Source organism: Vibrio sp. Y10_XG_PY6 (assembly GCF_024181795.1).
GTDB lineage: Bacteria > Pseudomonadota > Gammaproteobacteria > Enterobacterales > Vibrionaceae > Vibrio > Vibrio diabolicus.
The window spans coordinates 373304-389481 of the sequence record NZ_JAMZAQ010000002.1; the positions used below are offsets into that span (position 1 = coordinate 373304).

Sequence of the window (16178 nt, forward strand, 5' to 3'; positions counted from 1 at the left end):
CAGCCCTTTTTTGTACCTATCGGATCGCTTATGGAATCGCTTTACCCGCATTTTGCTCAAGTTCTCGGCCGCTACTATAAATCAGGCACTAAGGTTGTCTTGGCGTTTAGCGGAGGAGTGGATTCACGTCTTTTACTCGAATTACTCAGTCGCTATCAACAAGCGCATTCGATAGAGTGTCACGCTGTGTATGTGCACCATGGTTTGAGCTCGAATGCCGATGATTGGGCCGATAAATGCTTACTTTGGGCAAAACAAGTGGGCATATCATGCTCGATTGAGCGAGTGAGCTTAGACATCAGCAATGGTGAAAGTATTGAACTTCTTGCTCGTGAAGCTCGCTATCAAGCCTTAACTAAGTACATTCAAGAAGGCGATATACTGTTGACCGGCCAACATGCTGATGATCAACTAGAGACTTTTCTCCTTGCTCTTAAGCGAGGCAGTGGGCCAAAAGGGTTATCTTCGATGGCGGAGAGTATGCCGTTTTCTAGTGGATCCCTAGTTCGACCATTGCTTACTATCAAGCGGAAGAGCATCGAAGACGCGTCTACTAAATTAGGCTTGGAGTGGGTGGAAGACGAAAGCAACCAAGATACCCGTTATGATCGTAACTTTCTTCGTCATTGTGTTATTCCTGAATTGTCTGGTCGCTGGCCGAGTATCCATCAAGCGGTTCAGCGCAGTGCAAGCTTATGTGCTCAACAAGAAGCGCTATTGGATGAACTATTGAGCGCGGTGTTTGAACACGCTTTACAAACGGATCTAAGTTTGAGTATTGAAGAACTGGCTAAGCACAGTGAATTAGCGCGTGCGCGCTTGATTCGTATGTGGCTGGCTAAGCTTAATACTAGTATGCCGACTCAGGTACAACTCAATCTTATCTGGAATGAAGTCGCATTAGCTCAGCAAGATGCCAACCCCAAACTACAACTTAAACAAGGTGAAGTGCGCCGTTTTCGAAATCGTCTCTATTGGGTAACGGAAATCGCTGACGTCACTGAGTGGCAAAGTACGATTCAAGTCGATACCGTTTTATCGCTTCCAGAGCGGTTAGGGGAGCTGACCTTAACGACGAGTTCTAGCAACGCAACGATTGCGCTTCCGAGTCAGCCAGAATTGCTTCGCGTGACCTTCAATCCGGAAGGCTTATCAGCGCATCCAACCACGCGTAATCACAGTCGAAAACTGAAGAAGTTGTTCCAAGAATACAATGTGCCAAGCTGGCTGCGTCGTCAAATTCCGATTTTGATGTATCAAGACCGAGTCGTTGCTGTGGCAGATCTGTTCGTTGATCAGGCGTTTAATGGTCAAGATTGTGAACTTATTTGGCGCAGGTAATGAAAATTCATGCCACAATGTCGATTATAAAATATAAAAATCCTTAAATAATAATTGATTAGGTGAAGCAATGAAGAAAACAATCATGGGCGCAATGGTGGCGCTAACCATGCTCAGTGGGCAGGCTCTAGCTGCGGGAGATGCCACAGCAGGTCAAGCAAAGGCAGGAGTATGCGCTGCGTGTCATGGCGCCGACGGCATTGCTGTCATTCCGGGTTACCCAAACCTGAAAGGGCAAAACGAGCAATACATTATCAGTTCAATTAAAGCCTATAAAAACAAAGAGCGAACAGGTGGTCTTGCTGCTGTTATGCAAGCTCAAGCTTCACTGTTGTCTGATGAAGACATCGCTAATCTAGCGGCTTACTACGCAAGTTTGAAGTAAACGCGAGTCTGAAAAAGCTTGGACGATTGGGCATTGAGCAGTCCTTACTGGGGTTTTATCAACTCACGATATTCGCTATGTTAATTTGCTCAATCTGGATTTTCGCTGGTGGATCATAGACAAACATTGAATGTTGCGAAACGCTAAACGATAATAAGCGCAATCGATTGAAGCTTAAGGGATGAACATGAAAAAAATTGAAGCGATTATCAAGCCATTTAAATTGGATGATGTTCGAGAAGCGCTAGCTGAAGTTGGCATTACAGGGATGACCGTCTCTGAAGTGAAAGGCTTTGGTCGCCAAAAAGGTCACACCGAGCTTTACCGTGGTGCAGAGTACATGGTGGACTTTCTGCCTAAAGTGAAGCTCGAAATCGTTGTAACGGAAGATGTGGCTGATAAATGCGTAGAGACGATCATTGAAACCGCGCAAACCGGCAAAATTGGTGATGGTAAAATCTTTGTTACTGATGTTGAGCGTGTGGTTCGTATCCGTACTGGTGAAGAAGACGAAGACGCGATCTAAGGTTTCTTGTTACCTGTCTCGTATTTATTATGCTAAAAGGGAGCCAAGTGGCTCCTTTTTTGTTTTTTACTTTCAGTGAAATCCAATAACCCGAGGTTGGTTGTTCCAGTTTTAGGGTGTGTATATTCAGGTTTGTCGTATGTTTAAGCGTTTTTTTCTGGCGTTAGCTTTTCTTATTATGGCGGTATTGGTCGGCTTCCAGGTTGTTTTCACCGTACCAGATCAGCCGCAAATCATTACTCAAACAGGCTCAGAGCTGACGCAGGATATTAGGTGTATCGAATTTAGCGGCTCAAAAGCTCTGGATCAGGGCGGTGAAATCAATGTACTTGTCTGGAATATCTACAAACAGAGCCGAACTAATTGGCAAAGCGCACTCAATGAATTCTCTGCTGATAAGCAGCTGCTGTTATTGCAAGAAGCCAGCATGACACCACCTTTTAAGCAATGGTTGGTGGATGGCAACTGGGTCAGCAACCAAGTGAGTGCCTTTAAGGCGCTGGGCAGCGGTGCGGGTGTGATTAGTATCGCTCAAGGGCAACCAGAAAAAGCTTGTGCTTATACGTCTAAAGAGCCTTGGCTGCGTTTACCCAAGTCTGCACTATACAGCCAATATCAATTAAGCAATGGCGAGAGACTCGCTGTGGTGAATGTACATGCGATTAACTTCACGGTTGGCACGCAAGAGTATGTCTCTCAGCTAACGGCTCTTGAAATGCTTTTAAAGCATCATACAGGGCCGATCCTATTCGCTGGAGACTTCAATAGTTGGAGTGAATCTCGCGTTAATGCGATGCGACAGGCCTTAAAAGCCGCGGACTTGCAAGAAGTGACGTTCTCGCCTGATCATCGAGTCCAATTTATAACGGGATTACCGTTGGATCACGTATTTTACCGAGGACTGACCCTCAAATACGCGAAAGCGCCGCAGAGCGACGCTTCCGATCATAACCCATTGTTACTGTCATTTACGTTAGATGACTAGCTTAGGTCACCACAATATAAAGCGCCCAAATAACGTAGAAGAATACCCATGGCAGGCTTGCAATCACCAAGGCTTGCCCGCGTTCAAACTCAGTCCAAGTAAGCACAACACCGTAGCCGAGTACAATGTACCAAGGTAGAAGCAAAGGCAATGAGCTCGCGAACTGAGACCACTCACTGGTAAGCGGCAGTTTTAATAGACCATTGAGGCTGTTTAAATCTGCTGCGTAAGTCATCACCTGGCCATGCTTGAGCAATAGGCTCGCGTAGCTTGCTATATCGCCTAGTACTGCTGGGAATAAGATTGCACACGACGCGGCAAACCACTTCCAGTAACCATATTGTTGCTTGCTTGCCTTCGTTGCAAGAAAGAACCAAAGCGCAAGCAACAGTAAGGTGGCAAAGCGGTTGAATACATCATTGATGATCGCACTTGCCATTAGCGTGTTTGGCTCTAATAGCTCAATCTGCTTTGGGTCGATTTGCTGAAACTGCGCGGCAAGTTGGTCACTGAGCCACGTGAAATCGACATTCGAAAAGTAAGCGCCCCAGAATAAAAACGGACTAAGCATCAAGAAGATGAACGGTTGCCATCCCCATCCGCCGCGTTGGTAAAGCGCTAGAAAGCAAGATGTTGGAGAACGAAAAATGTCCAACAGCATCACAAGTGGGTTGCTTGATGGGTTCATACACTTACCTTCGTTACGTCAACGTACAACTTAAGTTTTTGACCTGGTTGTAAGTATTTTTTCTTGTGTAGCGAGTTCCATTTCACGATGTCGTTCGTTTTTACTTTGAACTTGCTTGCAATGCCGCTAATGGTGTCACCAGAGCGAACGTTGTAGAAAACGGTACGAATCACAGCACCTTTGTCTGAGTCCTTCCAAATCACGAGCTTTTGACCCACACGCAATGGATCTTTAGGGCCCATGCCATTCCATTTTGCTAACGATTTATACGACACTTTATTTTCACGTGCGATTGACCACAAACTTTCTCCAGACTGAACGACATGAGTGAGCTTGAGTTGTCCACGAGCACGTGATTGAGTCTTGCTTAATCGATTTTGTGCCGTTAGTGCGTATTTCGCATCGTCTTTTGTTGACGTCGGAATCAGTAGGTATTGGCCAATACGAATATTGTTATTCGACAGGCCGTTTGCACGTCGAATCACTTTTGTGGTTGTGCCGTATTTATTAGCTAGCACACTTAAAGAGTCACCAGACTTCACCTTGTAGCGAGCGACCTTCATCCCTTTACCACGGTTTTTCTCCACCTTAGTGAGAAAAGTCTCTTTTTTCTCTACCGGAATCAGAAGTTGGTGCGGACCTTCAGGCGCAGTTGACCATTGGTTGTATGCAGGGTTGTAACTTTGTAACTCTTTCACACCAATGCCGGCATAATCTGCAGCAATGGCTAGATCAAGCTGTTCTTTCGGATCGACAAGCGTTAGAACAGGCTTGTTTGGAATCGCAGGAATATTAAGTCCGTACTTGTCTTGGTTTGCGATGACATCAGCCAAAGCTAGCAGCTTAGGTACGTAACTGCTGGTCTCTTTTGGTAAGTCCAATGAGAAGAAATCGGTAGGTTTACCGAGCTTTTTATTCTTACGAATTGCGCTAGAAACACGGCCACCACCACTGTTGTAAGCAGCAATTGCATGCTCCCAGCTACCATCAAAACGCTCGTTTAGTTGTACAAGGTAGTCCAGTGCGGCATCCGTTGCTGCTGCCACATCTCGGCGACCGTCATACCAGTAGTTTTGCTCTAGTCCCATCATCTTTCCGGTGCCAGGGACAAATTGCCACAATCCAGCCGCGCTACCGTGTGAGTAGGCAAAGGCATCGAATGAGCTTTCCACCACAGGAAGCAAAGCAAGCTCCATTGGGAGTCCACGCTCTTCGATACGTTTTGTGATCATGTATAGAAAAGGAGTCGCACGCTTAGACACTGTGTAAAGGTGATTCGGGTGCTTTAGATACCACGTACGGTAGTAGTCCACTTTCTTATGGTTTGGGATATCCATTTCAAGTTGCATGGCGATACGTTGCCATACATCTTCTTGTTCCTGAGGGGAAAGAACTTTAGGCGCGTCGTTAGCGGATTTTTTTGCTAAAGACGATGTGTTGCCCGGTTGAGTCTTCGCTGCATTTTGTTTTGCAGTCTGCTCAGATTTATTGGTTTCTGGTGTAGAAGACGTTGAGTCTGACTGAGTCAATTGACAGCCAGATAATAACAACGCCAACGCCCAGGTATACTTCAAACGCATGGATTCAGCCTATTTAGGGCCTTTTTATCTTCACCTGCCTGTCGCGCAACACAATGTGCGTGGCAGTCGCAAGATAATAGACATCTTTTAAACACTAACTAATTAATAGAGGCAAAGAGCTTCTAAATTATGCAATGGGGAGAAATTCAAATAGATTTATATCAACCCCAAACGTAAGAGAAGCGCCAGTGGCGCTTCTCGAAAAATCAGCCCCTGATAATACTGGGGTCTTGCAAACTTACAAGCAGAAAATGGTTAAAATTCGTTCTTCCACTCACGCAAAGCCGTAAAAACCGAGCATGGATCGCTATTTTTAATGCGACTAGCAACAGATTGAACCACGTCAGGATTGGTGGTTCGCAAGAACGGATTAATCCACTTTTCTTTGCGTATTGTTGTTGGAAGTGTCGGAATGTTTAGAGCTCGCAGTCGGTTCACATCATCGCGATATTGACGGAGCTGCTCATTATCAGGCTCAACCGCTAAAGCAAACGCCACGTTACTCGCGGTGTATTCATGCGCGCAGAAGACTTGAGTTTCTTCTGGTAGAGACGTTAGCTTGTTTAGTGACTCAAACATTTGCTCTGGCGTACCTTCAAAAATACGACCGCAGCCTGCGGAAAACAACACGTCACCGCAAAACAGTTTTCCGTCTCCAACGTAACCGATATGACCTAAGGTATGGCCTGGTAAACCTAGCACCAAAAAGATTTCGCCAAATAACTCCAGTTTGTCGCCTTCTTCCATGGGGGTGGTTAGGGTTGGAATTGGCTCAGATTTCGGGCCCACAACGGCGACTTCAGGAAAGGCACGCACTAAGTCTGGAACGCCACCAATGTGATCGTTGTGGTGGTGCGTAATTAAAATCGCTTCTAAAGTTAATTCGTTAGCCTGCAAGTATTCTAACACTGGCTTCGCATCGCCCGGATCAACGACTGCGCAACGCTTATCGCTATTTTGTATCAGCCAGATGTAATTATCATTAAATGCGGGTATGCTTTTGATCTCTAACACGATTCGTTCTCCGTCACCCATTTTAGTCAGGTGGTTAATGAAACCAGCACTCAGCAACAAAACTATACCACACCCGTCGACTTGGTCAGCAATGAACAACGGTCCGTGGGTGCTTGAGTCAATCCAGACCCGACTTGATGAATGGTGTCCGAAACTCTTCGGTTACCATATGCTCAAACTGGGCGGGTTGAGCTGTGAGCTAACCAGCTGTAATTGTAACATTCAACACCAAGTCAACGTAGATATCCAGAACCCGTTGCATAATGTGATTGCAGATGGTTACGAATTGCCCTTTTTGGAAAAAAGCTTTGATGTTGTGATACTCGCTCATCAGCTCGACTATGCAAGCGATCCACACCGTTTGCTACGGGAAGTCGATAGAGTGATGATGGATGATGGTTATTTGATAATCACTGGATTTAACCCACTAAGTTTGACTGGATTAGCGAGTTTGCTTCCATGGCGTAAACATAATTTGCCTTGGAGTGGACGAATGTTTACGTCGAACCGCATCAACGACTGGTTAGGGTTACTTAATTATCAAGTGATTCATTGCGATCGTTACGCGCTGTTTCCGATGAAGCGTTACCGCACGATGTGGACATGGTTGGAAAACAGTCTCGGTGATTGGGCGTCACCTGCAGGGAGTTTGTATTACATTGTGGCAAGGAAACGAACATACCCTCTCAAGCCTATCAAACCGCATTGGCGTTTGAAGAAAAAGCTCACACCACTAGGGGTGATGAATCGAGAGGGCAATACTATGAGGAAAGAATCTCGTTAAGAGGGTTGGTAACCAGTATCTTCCTCGGTTGGGTTTTCTGCGGCGGTACGGGCTAGCTCATCACAAATTTCATTCTCACGATGACCAGCGTGGCCTTTTACCCAGTGCCATTCAACTTGATGGCGTGCAGTTTCTTTGTCTAGAGCTTGCCATAGATCGGCATTCTTCACGGGTTTTTTATCCGCTGTTTTCCAGCCACGCTTCTTCCAGTTATGGATCCACTGAGTAATACCTTGGCGCACATATTGACTGTCAGTCGTTAAAGTGACTTTGCAAGGTTGTTTTAACGTCTGCAGCGCGACGACAGCCGCCAACATTTCCATACGGTTGTTGGTGGTTAGCGTGTAGCCTTTGGAAAGCGTCTTTTCTACGTCTTTGTAACGCAATACAATGCCGTAACCACCTGGTCCTGGGTTACCTAAACAAGAACCGTCAGTGAAAATCTCAACGTGTTTGGTCATATTTTTTGGTACTATTAGCCGAAACATTTAATAAAGCATAGTCTGACATACATAACCTTATGAATACCAGCAGCAATTCTGAATATAACCGCATTGTCGTTCTCGATACCGAAACCACAGGTATGAACCGCGAGGGTGGTCCTCACTACATGGGACACCGCATTATTGAAATCGGTGCCGTGGAGATCATCAACCGTAAGCTGACTGGTCGTCACTTCCACGTTTATTTAAAACCCGATCGTGAAATCCAACCAGAAGCGGTTGAAGTTCACGGTATTACGGATGAATTCTTGGTTGATAAACCGGAATACGCGAGCGTGCACCAAGAGTTTCTTGAGTTTATTAAAGGCGCAGAACTTGTTGCCCACAACGCACCCTTCGATACGGGCTTTATGGATTACGAGTTTGGCATGCTCGATCCCAACATCGGCAAAACGGACGACTACTGCAAGGTGACCGATACCCTTGCTATGGCGAAGAAAATCTTCCCTGGCAAGCGAAACAACCTTGATATCTTATGTGAACGCTACGGTATTGATAACTCGCACCGTACACTCCACGGAGCTTTGCTCGATGCGGAGATTCTAGCCGACGTTTACCTCTTTATGACGGGTGGTCAAACGAGTCTAGAATTTAACGCGAATAAACAAGAGGGTGGGGTAGAAACCATTCGTCGTATTGAAGGAAGAAAAGCGCTAAAGGTTTTGCGCGCAAGTGCCGATGAACTAGAAGCTCACCAAAAAAGATTAGAGTTGGTGAACGACTGTATTTGGCATCAATAGGAGAAGCTATGCTGAGGGCTTTGTTGGTCGCGTTTTTAGCGATATGGAGTAGTCTCTCGAGTGCATCGAGTGAATCTGCTATGTCTTTGTTAGACAATCGCTTTCGAGTGGATCCAACCATCGAGCAGATCACTTTTTTAGTTTATCGTGAGCAAAGTTCTCAGCCAGTTGTTTTAGTCCGCCCTGACGGTAAAAAGTACTATGCTTGGGACGCCTACGACAATGTACGTTGGTACCAAGAAGCTTCACTCGATATTATCTCCGTTGACAACCCTATGCCAGGCCCATGGCAGGCTGTGGGGAAAGTCACTCCTAAAAATAACATCCGCTTAATTTCTCACTTAAAGCTCAGCACGGATGTGTTCCCAAACCGATTATATAATGGGGAAGCGCTTAAGTTTACAGCTCGCCTAACCTCCGACGACAAACCTCTTGTACTGCGCGACTTCCTTGACCGCGTGAATCTACGCGTGACATTTACCAAGTTTGTCGACAATGAAGATGAGTTGATCAAAGAAGCACGTCCAGTGCCGATGGTTGTGGATGAGTTTGCTGATGATGGCCGCGGCTTGGATGAAAAAGCAGGGGATGGTGTGTTCACTGTCCAACTACCAATAGACGTTGAGCCCGGTAAGTACCGTGCGCGAATCACCTCTGGTAATGGCGTATTCTTACGAGCGCAAGAGCAAGTCATCTTGGTTTATCCGAACCCCATTTCTCGTACTTTTATTCAGGCGCGCAATCCTGACAAACCACACCAATTGGTGGTGAGTGGTGAGCAAGGTATGATCGCGCCAGGCTCAATCGCAGTCACGGTGGAACAAGATGCACCCGATGGCTTCGTTAGCTACAGCCAAGGGCAGGTGTCTGAAGATGGAATGAGAACCACGCTGAACCTCAATAACGATGCTGAGCTAGGTAAGTACGCATGGCGCGGCGAGATCTTTGCCACTGATTTTGCGACTCAACGTCCACTGGTGTTTCCTATTCCAGAGCAAACCTTCAGTGTTGTTGATGAAGTTGATCTAGAAGCCGCTCGAATTGCAAAAGAAGCTGAATTAGCCGAGCAGCGCCGTATTGAAATGGAAAAGCAAATTATCGCTGAGCGGGAGGCTGAGCGTAAGCGCAGCATGATTATTATCGCGGTGGGTAACGTGATAATGCTGCTGATTGTGATCATTGCATGGATAGTCTGGCGCAAAATTAAAGCGAAGCGCGATGCCATGCCAGAGATGCAGTTAGAAGCGCCAAAGAAATAGTAGTAACACATGAAGCGAGAAACGGAGCCAATCGGCTCCGTTTTTTTCAGTTTAAGTTTGAGGCATAAGTTGATGTTTCTCATGGTCATTAATCATTTTATTTTAAAGTAACACCATGATTTAGCGTTGATTAATCATAATAAAGCTCGCATGATACTCTTTAAGTTTCGACTTGATTTTAGTGAGTATCGACGGAGTGAGTTATGACAATTGGAGCGTTAGAACTAGAACACCTACCACGACAAAAGGCCTTGGTTGAGTCTGCTTATGATGCCTTTTATTCTGAAAAAGACGTTGTTGCTGCGGTATTGCTTGGTTCATTGTCATCAGGAAAAGGTGACCGCATTTCGGACGCTGATATTGTTGTCTTTACTCAAAATAACTTCCATAAAGCCTCAGAGCCTTGCTTTACCCACTTTGAAGCTAATAAAGATATTTTTTATCGCCTTGAGGGAGAGCACAACGAAAATGCGTGCTTCAAAAAATACATTTTTAATGACCTAACCAGTGCAGAGATTCATTGTTTAGATCTCTGTGAGCCTTTCAAACTTTCTAAGCCGTTTAAGACTTTATTTGATAAAGCTGATGTGATTGCTGGCATGGTTACTGATGAACCTGCGCCAAAGCATGAAGATTTCCCAGTTTATACCAGTGGTGATCAAGGCCTGATTTGGGAACTCTTTGATTGTATTAAGTGGTTGAGCAGAGATAACCATGATCTTGCAAAGTCCTACTTGAAAAAGCTCTCTGAGAAACTCTAATTTGAGAGTTATCCCCGTTCCTCCCACTCAAGTTAGTTAGGCGGTTAGGTTATGAAATACAAAAAGCGTCAGAAGTACAAATACACTCTCCATTCTGAAGAAAAGATTGAGACTCGCATTTCAGTGAGTCAGGTGTATGACAGCCCTTTTCTTAGTTTGTCCAAACAAGGCGTGTTAACGATTAAAAAGGGCTACGCATGGGATGGAGCGAGTGGGCCGGCGTTAGACACAAAAAACATTATGAAAGCTTCTTTAGTTCATGATGCTCTTTACCAACTAATGAGGGAAGAGGTGTTGCCACAAAGTGCTCGAAAGCATGCGGATATGTTACTGAGAGAAACATGTTTAGAAAAAGGAATGTCCAGCTTCAGAGCGACTTATATCTATTATGGCGTCAGAGTTGTCGGTGGCTTCTTTTCCAGACCCGATACTTTGTGTGCTTAACGGGAACATCTTTCCAATGTTTAACTGTTTATTTATACAGTTTGGTTGTGTAAGCTCCAAGATGATATAAAGGAGTCGTACATAATGACAATAAGATATGAAGAGCATGTGCCAAGCCCGAAAGAATACTGTGATATGCGTGTCAAAGCCGGGCTATCACCCAAATCGTTGAAAGCTGCTGAAATTGGTCTACCCAATTCGTTGTATGGCGTATCTGTCCGGGATGAAGGAAAGCTCATTGCAATGGGTCGGGTTGTTGGTGACGGGGCGTGTAACTTCGAAATTGTCGACGTTGCCGTTGATTCTGATTATCAAGGTAACGGTTTAGGTAGAAAAGTCATGGAATACATCGACGGTTATCTTTCTTCTGTTGCACTTGAAGGCTCTTACGTTTCTATGATTGCTGATGAACCGGTCTTTTACGAAAAGCTTGGTTATAGGCTGGTGGCTCCTAAAAGCCAAGGGATGACAAAAAAGTTTAAGCCGAAGGTGTAACACGTATTCAGCTGTGCAAATAAGCAATAGAAAACAGGAGTTTAATTTCCTGTTTTCTATATTAAATTTCTACTTAAGCCACTTCTGGAATTGGTTTGGGTGGCTGCTCTAAATCAGGCTCTTTTTGAACAGTAGGAATTTGTCCCTCACCCACAGCACTGATGTAACAGCCACTAAGTTTAATGGCAAGGTACATATCGGCTCGCAGTAAGATGCCTCCTTCACTGGTGCTGATACCAGTAAGCTCACACCATTGACGTAAGCGTCGTTTCCTTCCTGCGAGGATTAAGCGTACGCCTCTCTTTTTTAAAGTATTGTGAATATCTGCCAGTGTTGCCATCACACTGAGATCCAAGTGAGTAAAGCTCGATACGGCGTCGATGACAACGCAACTTGCGTCTTTGTGATGTTCTACTTGCTCTAACACTCGGCGTTTAAAGTAAGGTGCGTTGAAGTAAGTCAGCGGCGAGTTAAAGCGGTAAATCACCATTCCTGGAATAGGCGAAGCTTTTCCTGAGTCGTCGATGGTCCGAATGGTGCCTTTTTCATCCAAGCCAAGTAGCTGATCACTCGGTCGCATGACAATACGTAAAAATTGAAACAGCCCTAGCAGTACCGCCAAAGTGATCCCCGGTATTACGCCTACGATCAAAACAGAAATAAAAGTGATGATTGCTAGATAGAACGCATCTTTGTCACGAGATTTTAATTTCCAAATGGCTTTGAGATCGAGCAGAGACAAGGATGCGATGATCAACACGACACCAAGTGATGCGATGGGAATAAACTGTAAAGGCTCATAAATAAATACCGCAATAATGGCAATGGTGATTGCGGCGACAATCGAAACTAATTGAGATTTACCGCCATTGGCATCATTTACCGCTGTGCGTGAGTCAGCTCCACTTATCGCGAAACCTTGTGAAAACGCCGAGGCAATGTTGGCAAAGCCCAACGCCTGAAACTCTTTATTTGCATCAATATCATAACCGTTTTTAGCGGCGAAACTGCGCGCGGTGAGCATCATGCTAACAAAGCTGACAATCGCAAGGTTGAGCGCCGGGACCACTAGCTCACGAACTTCACCTAGCTCAAACTCCGGCGTTTGAAACTGAGGGAAACCACCTTGAGTGAGTCCAACCACGGATACGCCCATCTCTTGTAAATGGAAAAACCAAACTGACGCGGTAGTCACGAGTATCGCCAGCATGGCAGCAGGCCAAGTTGGTCGGTAGCGTTTGGTGAGTAAATAAACGACAACCGTCACGATACTCAGAGTTACGGTAGGCCAATGAAGCTCGGTTAATCGTTGTGGAGCCTCCCATAAGCGTTCCAGCAAATAACGTTGTTCGTATTTCAAACCGACCACTTTGGCAAACTGACCAACGATAATCGTGAGAGCGACACCGTTGAGTAGACCCAAAAGAATCGGGCGAGAAAGGAAGTCTGCAAACACCCCTAACTTGAAACGACTTGCCAGTACACACCAAATACCAGTCATCGCTGTCATGGTCATGACTAACTGCCAATGTTTTGTGGGATCACCTGCGGCAAGCGGCGTAACAACGGCGGCAATCACTGCACAAGTTGCTGCATCGGGTCCGACAATCAGTTGTCGAGATGTGCCCATCATGGCGTACACCAACATTGGCAGTACACACGAGTACAGACCGACAATTGCAGATACACCGGTTAGCTGTGCATAAGCTATGGCAACTGGCAGGGCAACCGCGACAACAGAAAAGGCGGCTCTAAAGTCGTTAACAAACCATTCTTTTTGATAATGCTTAAGCTGAACAAGCCCAGGGAACCACTGTGCGAATAATATTTTAGCCAACGGATTTACCATATATGTGAGTGAGTTACTTAAAAGTATACACCGCTTGCTTGGAACGTCTGTGAGTTAGTTATCACTGGAAATCGGGGGGAAGGTTCGGAGTGCGTGGATTTTATTGCGCTTGCGCAGAGGTTCTTCGTGGTGTGAGGTGTTATGAACGCTATTCTGGTAGCAATAAAAAACGGGAGTTGTCACTCCCGTTTTATGGTTTCAGATTAGAGAGTTAGGCAACGCTATCCATCTGAGGGTATAGCGGCTTTGCTGCGAGCAATTCCGGCTCAAAGTCGTCAACGTTGATTGTATCCAGACGATGCTGTTCAGCTTCTCTTAGTAGGTCGGCTTCTTCTTGCGTGATCAAGCCTTGCTCTAGCCCTTCCTGAGCAATCATATCCAAACGTAGGAATGGACGACGTTTGCCTTGAGCTTTACATACTTTGTCGAACACTGGCTCAGCTTGAAGAATGACTGACAGGGCAAGCTCAATCTTACCTGCTGCGTTGTGCTCGGTTGGTTCAAGGTACTGACCGCGACCAATGCGTGAGCGCGTTGCACTAGGCGTTTGTAGAATGCGCGCCACTTTGCTGTCTAGTTTATCGCTTGGCGCTTTGCGTACACGACCGAATGGCATGATTAACACGCGCAGTGCACGACCAATCACTTTGTTCGGGAAGTTTGCTAAGAATTCGTCTACCGCCACTTCCGCTTGTTTCAAACTGTCTTGTAGACCCCAGTGTACTAATGGTAAATCTTCGACTGGGCGGCCATCTTGCTCAAAACGTTTCAACGTCGCAGAGCTTAAATATAGCTGGCTTAGAATGTCACCAAGACGCGCTGATAGACGCTCTTTACGCTTCAAAGAGCCACCTAGCACTGCCATCGATATATCCGATAGCAAGGCAAGGTTTGCACTGTAGCGGTTCAATTGTTGGTAGTAACGCTTGGTTGCATCTTTGGTTGGTGATGAAGAACCTAAACCGTCGCTCAAACCAAACCAGATGCTGCGAACGAGGTTACTCATTGTAAAGCTCACGTGACCAGCCAGCGCTTTATCAAACTTCTCTACAGCATCACTGGCATCAGAGTACGCGGCGTTCATTTCTTCAAGAACGTATGGATGACAGCGAATCGCACCTTGACCAAAGATGATCATTGAACGAGTTAGGATGTTTGCACCCTCAACCGTTACCGCGATTGGCGCACCTTGGTAACCACGGGCTAGGAAGTTCGAAGGTCCCATACAGATACCTTTACCGCCTACGATGTCCATTGCGTCGATGATGCTTTGTTGTCCACGGTGCGTACAGTGGTACTTCACGATAGCTGAGATTACTGATGGCTTTTCACCTAAGTCGATACCTGCCACGGTTAAGTTGCTTGCTGCATCCATCACGTAAGCATTACCACCTAGACGCGCTAATGGCTCTTCTACGCCTTCCATGTGACCGATAGGTTGTTTGAACTGACGACGAATGCGTGAGTAAGCGCCCGTTGCCATTGCCGCAGTTTTGATGCCACCTGTTGAGTTTGAAGGTAGCGTGATACCACGTCCAACCGACAGACACTCAACCAGCATACGCCAACCTTGGCCCGCCATTTTTTCACCACCGATAATGAAATCGATAGGAACAAAGATGTCTTTACCGCGCGTTGGACCATTTTGGAATGGTACATTGAGCGGGAAGTGTCGGTTACCAATCTCAACACCTTTGACACCAGTTGGGATAAGCGCACAAGTGATGCCAAGATCTTCTTTGTCGCCTAGCAAACCTTCAGGATCGCGAAGTTTAAATGCTAAGCCTAGTACCGTTGCGACTGGCGCTAGGGTGATGTAGCGCTTGTTCCAAGTCAGGCGCATACCCAGTACTTCTTTTCCTTCCCATTCTCCTTTACAGACCACACCGTAATCTGGAATAGATCCAGCGTCAGAACCCGCTTCTGGACTTGTTAGGGCGAAACAAGGGATTTCCTTACCTTCAGCTAGGCGCGGTAAGTAATGATTTTTCTGCTCTTCAGTACCGTAGTGTTGCAGTAGTTCACCAGGACCCAAAGAGTTAGGAACACCAACGGTAGACGATAGAACGCCAGAAACACCCGTTAGTTTTTGTAGTACTAGTGATTGCGCGTATGCTGAGAACTCAAGACCACCGTACTTTTTCTTAATGATCATGGCAAAGAATTTGTGATCTTTCAGGTATTGCCATACTTCTGGCGGTAAGTCTGCGAGTTCGTGAGTCACTTGGAAATCGCTCACCATGGCACACACTTCATTCACTGGACCGTCTAAAAAGGCTTGTTCTTCTGCACTTAATTTAGGTGCTTGAATTGCGTGAAGCTTTTGCCACTCTGGTTTGCCTTTAAATAGCTCGGCTTCCCACCAGACGGTACCTGCGTCTAACGCTTCTTTTTCGGTTTGAGACATAGCTGGCAGCACTTTCTTGAAAAGCGCTAATGCTTTGCGGCTTATCAAAGACTGACGTACGCCAGGAACCGCGAATACAGCGGCAGCAAGAACGTAAATAGCCCAACCAGTAACGTCAACCGCGCCTATTACTGTGAGAGCTAACATAGCTGCTGTGAGTAAACTAATAGATTTCACGAGAGACATGCGGTGGTAGAGCGTAATGCCTAGCACGACCGTCATCGTGATGATTGAGAGCAAGATGTCCATATGTATTTTCCTTTTCAGACTTTATAAGTGTTGTACGTCTGTATGTTAGGTAAGAGGTCTAACCAGTTGGTTTAAGTGTAATCAAAATATTAAGGAAATGTAAAACATAAGATTGGGTAAAAAGTGATCTAAGTAGAGTTAAAGTTCTAAAGTTGCGATTTGAGTGAT

16 protein-coding genes are annotated in these 16178 nt (G+C 45.8%); 10 read left to right on the plus strand and 6 right to left on the minus strand.

All coding sequences use genetic code 11. From position 1 onward, the window contains the following. The first annotated feature begins 30 nt into the window (after nucleotides 1–30). The 4 genes from tilS (at nucleotide 31) to NL644_RS10035 (ending at nucleotide 3237) form a co-directional block, all read left to right on the plus strand. Nucleotides 31–1341: a tRNA lysidine(34) synthetase TilS gene (gene tilS, locus NL644_RS10020; protein WP_253658360.1), complete on the plus strand. Its 1311-nt coding sequence runs from the start codon at nucleotides 31–33 to the stop codon at nucleotides 1339–1341. Nucleotides 1342–1411: 70 nt separating this feature from the next. Then, nucleotides 1412–1726: a cytochrome c gene (locus NL644_RS10025; RefSeq protein ID WP_012841507.1), complete on the plus strand. Its 315-nt coding sequence runs from the start codon at nucleotides 1412–1414 to the stop codon at nucleotides 1724–1726. Between the two features lie 187 nt (nucleotides 1727–1913). Beyond that, on the plus strand, nucleotides 1914–2252 hold the full coding sequence (gene glnB, locus NL644_RS10030) for a nitrogen regulatory protein P-II (protein ID WP_005436810.1): 339 nt from the start codon (nucleotides 1914–1916) through the stop codon (nucleotides 2250–2252). A 139-nt stretch (nucleotides 2253–2391) separates the two neighbouring features. Continuing rightward, on the plus strand, nucleotides 2392–3237 hold the full coding sequence (locus tag NL644_RS10035) for an endonuclease/exonuclease/phosphatase family protein (protein ID WP_114323540.1): 846 nt from the start codon (nucleotides 2392–2394) through the stop codon (nucleotides 3235–3237). Nucleotide 3238: 1 nt separating this feature from the next. Here the strand turns inward: NL644_RS10035 and NL644_RS10040 are convergent, their stop codons facing one another. The 3 genes from NL644_RS10040 to gloB form a co-directional block, all read right to left on the minus strand. Beyond that, the gene (locus NL644_RS10040) at nucleotides 3239–3925 is read right to left on the minus strand and encodes a YIP1 family protein (protein ID WP_053809793.1); all 687 of its coding nucleotides are present in this window, start codon (nucleotides 3923–3925) and stop codon (nucleotides 3239–3241) included. Then, nucleotides 3922–5505, minus strand: coding sequence for a LysM peptidoglycan-binding domain-containing protein (locus NL644_RS10045; RefSeq protein ID WP_053809792.1), 1584 nt, complete (start codon nucleotides 5503–5505; stop codon nucleotides 3922–3924). Before NL644_RS10045 ends, NL644_RS10040 begins: the two co-directional genes overlap by 4 nt. A 255-nt stretch (nucleotides 5506–5760) precedes the next feature. Next, nucleotides 5761–6519, minus strand: a complete 759-nt coding sequence (gene gloB / locus NL644_RS10050; RefSeq protein ID WP_006741673.1) for a hydroxyacylglutathione hydrolase — start codon at nucleotides 6517–6519, stop codon at nucleotides 5761–5763. 37 nt (nucleotides 6520–6556) lie between these two features. On the opposite strand from gloB, the gene NL644_RS10055 reads away from it, so the two are divergent. After that, complete coding sequence (locus NL644_RS10055; RefSeq protein WP_012841508.1) at nucleotides 6557–7303, plus strand: class I SAM-dependent methyltransferase; 747 nt, start codon at nucleotides 6557–6559, stop codon at nucleotides 7301–7303. On the opposite strand, the gene rnhA is transcribed toward NL644_RS10055, so the two are convergent. Further along, nucleotides 7300–7764, minus strand: a complete 465-nt coding sequence (gene rnhA / locus NL644_RS10060) for a ribonuclease HI (protein ID WP_012841509.1) — start codon at nucleotides 7762–7764, stop codon at nucleotides 7300–7302. The two genes, NL644_RS10055 and rnhA, sit on opposite strands and share 4 nt — an antisense overlap. A 59-nt stretch (nucleotides 7765–7823) precedes the next feature. Here rnhA and dnaQ point away from each other — a divergent pair, with 59 nt between their 5' ends. The 5 genes from dnaQ to NL644_RS10085 all read left to right on the plus strand — a co-directional run bounded on the left by dnaQ (nucleotide 7824) and on the right by NL644_RS10085 (nucleotide 11505). After that, nucleotides 7824–8546 carry a DNA polymerase III subunit epsilon gene (dnaQ, locus tag NL644_RS10065; protein ID WP_005380385.1) on the plus strand — a complete coding sequence of 241 codons (723 nt, stop codon included), beginning with the start codon at nucleotides 7824–7826 and terminating at the stop codon, nucleotides 8544–8546. 8 nt (nucleotides 8547–8554) lie between these two features. After that, nucleotides 8555–9805, plus strand: coding sequence for a TIGR03503 family protein (locus NL644_RS10070; protein WP_253658361.1), 1251 nt, complete (start codon nucleotides 8555–8557; stop codon nucleotides 9803–9805). A gap of 203 nt (nucleotides 9806–10008) precedes the next feature. After that, nucleotides 10009–10566 (plus strand): hypothetical protein, encoded by a 558-nt coding sequence (locus NL644_RS10075; RefSeq protein WP_046875511.1) that lies wholly within the window; start codon nucleotides 10009–10011, stop codon nucleotides 10564–10566. Between the two features lie 51 nt (nucleotides 10567–10617). Further along, nucleotides 10618–11010: a DUF1353 domain-containing protein gene (locus tag NL644_RS10080; RefSeq protein WP_114323538.1), complete on the plus strand. Its 393-nt coding sequence runs from the start codon at nucleotides 10618–10620 to the stop codon at nucleotides 11008–11010. A gap of 84 nt (nucleotides 11011–11094) precedes the next feature. Beyond that, nucleotides 11095–11505, plus strand: a complete 411-nt coding sequence (locus NL644_RS10085; RefSeq protein WP_114323537.1) for a GNAT family N-acetyltransferase — start codon at nucleotides 11095–11097, stop codon at nucleotides 11503–11505. Between the two features lie 73 nt (nucleotides 11506–11578). Here the strand turns inward: NL644_RS10085 and NL644_RS10090 are convergent, their stop codons facing one another. Further along, nucleotides 11579–13354: a SulP family inorganic anion transporter gene (locus NL644_RS10090; protein ID WP_046875514.1), complete on the minus strand. Its 1776-nt coding sequence runs from the start codon at nucleotides 13352–13354 to the stop codon at nucleotides 11579–11581. Nucleotides 13355–13565: 211 nt separating this feature from the next. Further along, entirely contained in the window at nucleotides 13566–16010 is a 2445-nt protein-coding gene (fadE, locus tag NL644_RS10095; protein WP_114323536.1) for an acyl-CoA dehydrogenase FadE, read from the minus strand. Between the last annotated feature and the right edge of the window lie 168 nt (nucleotides 16011–16178).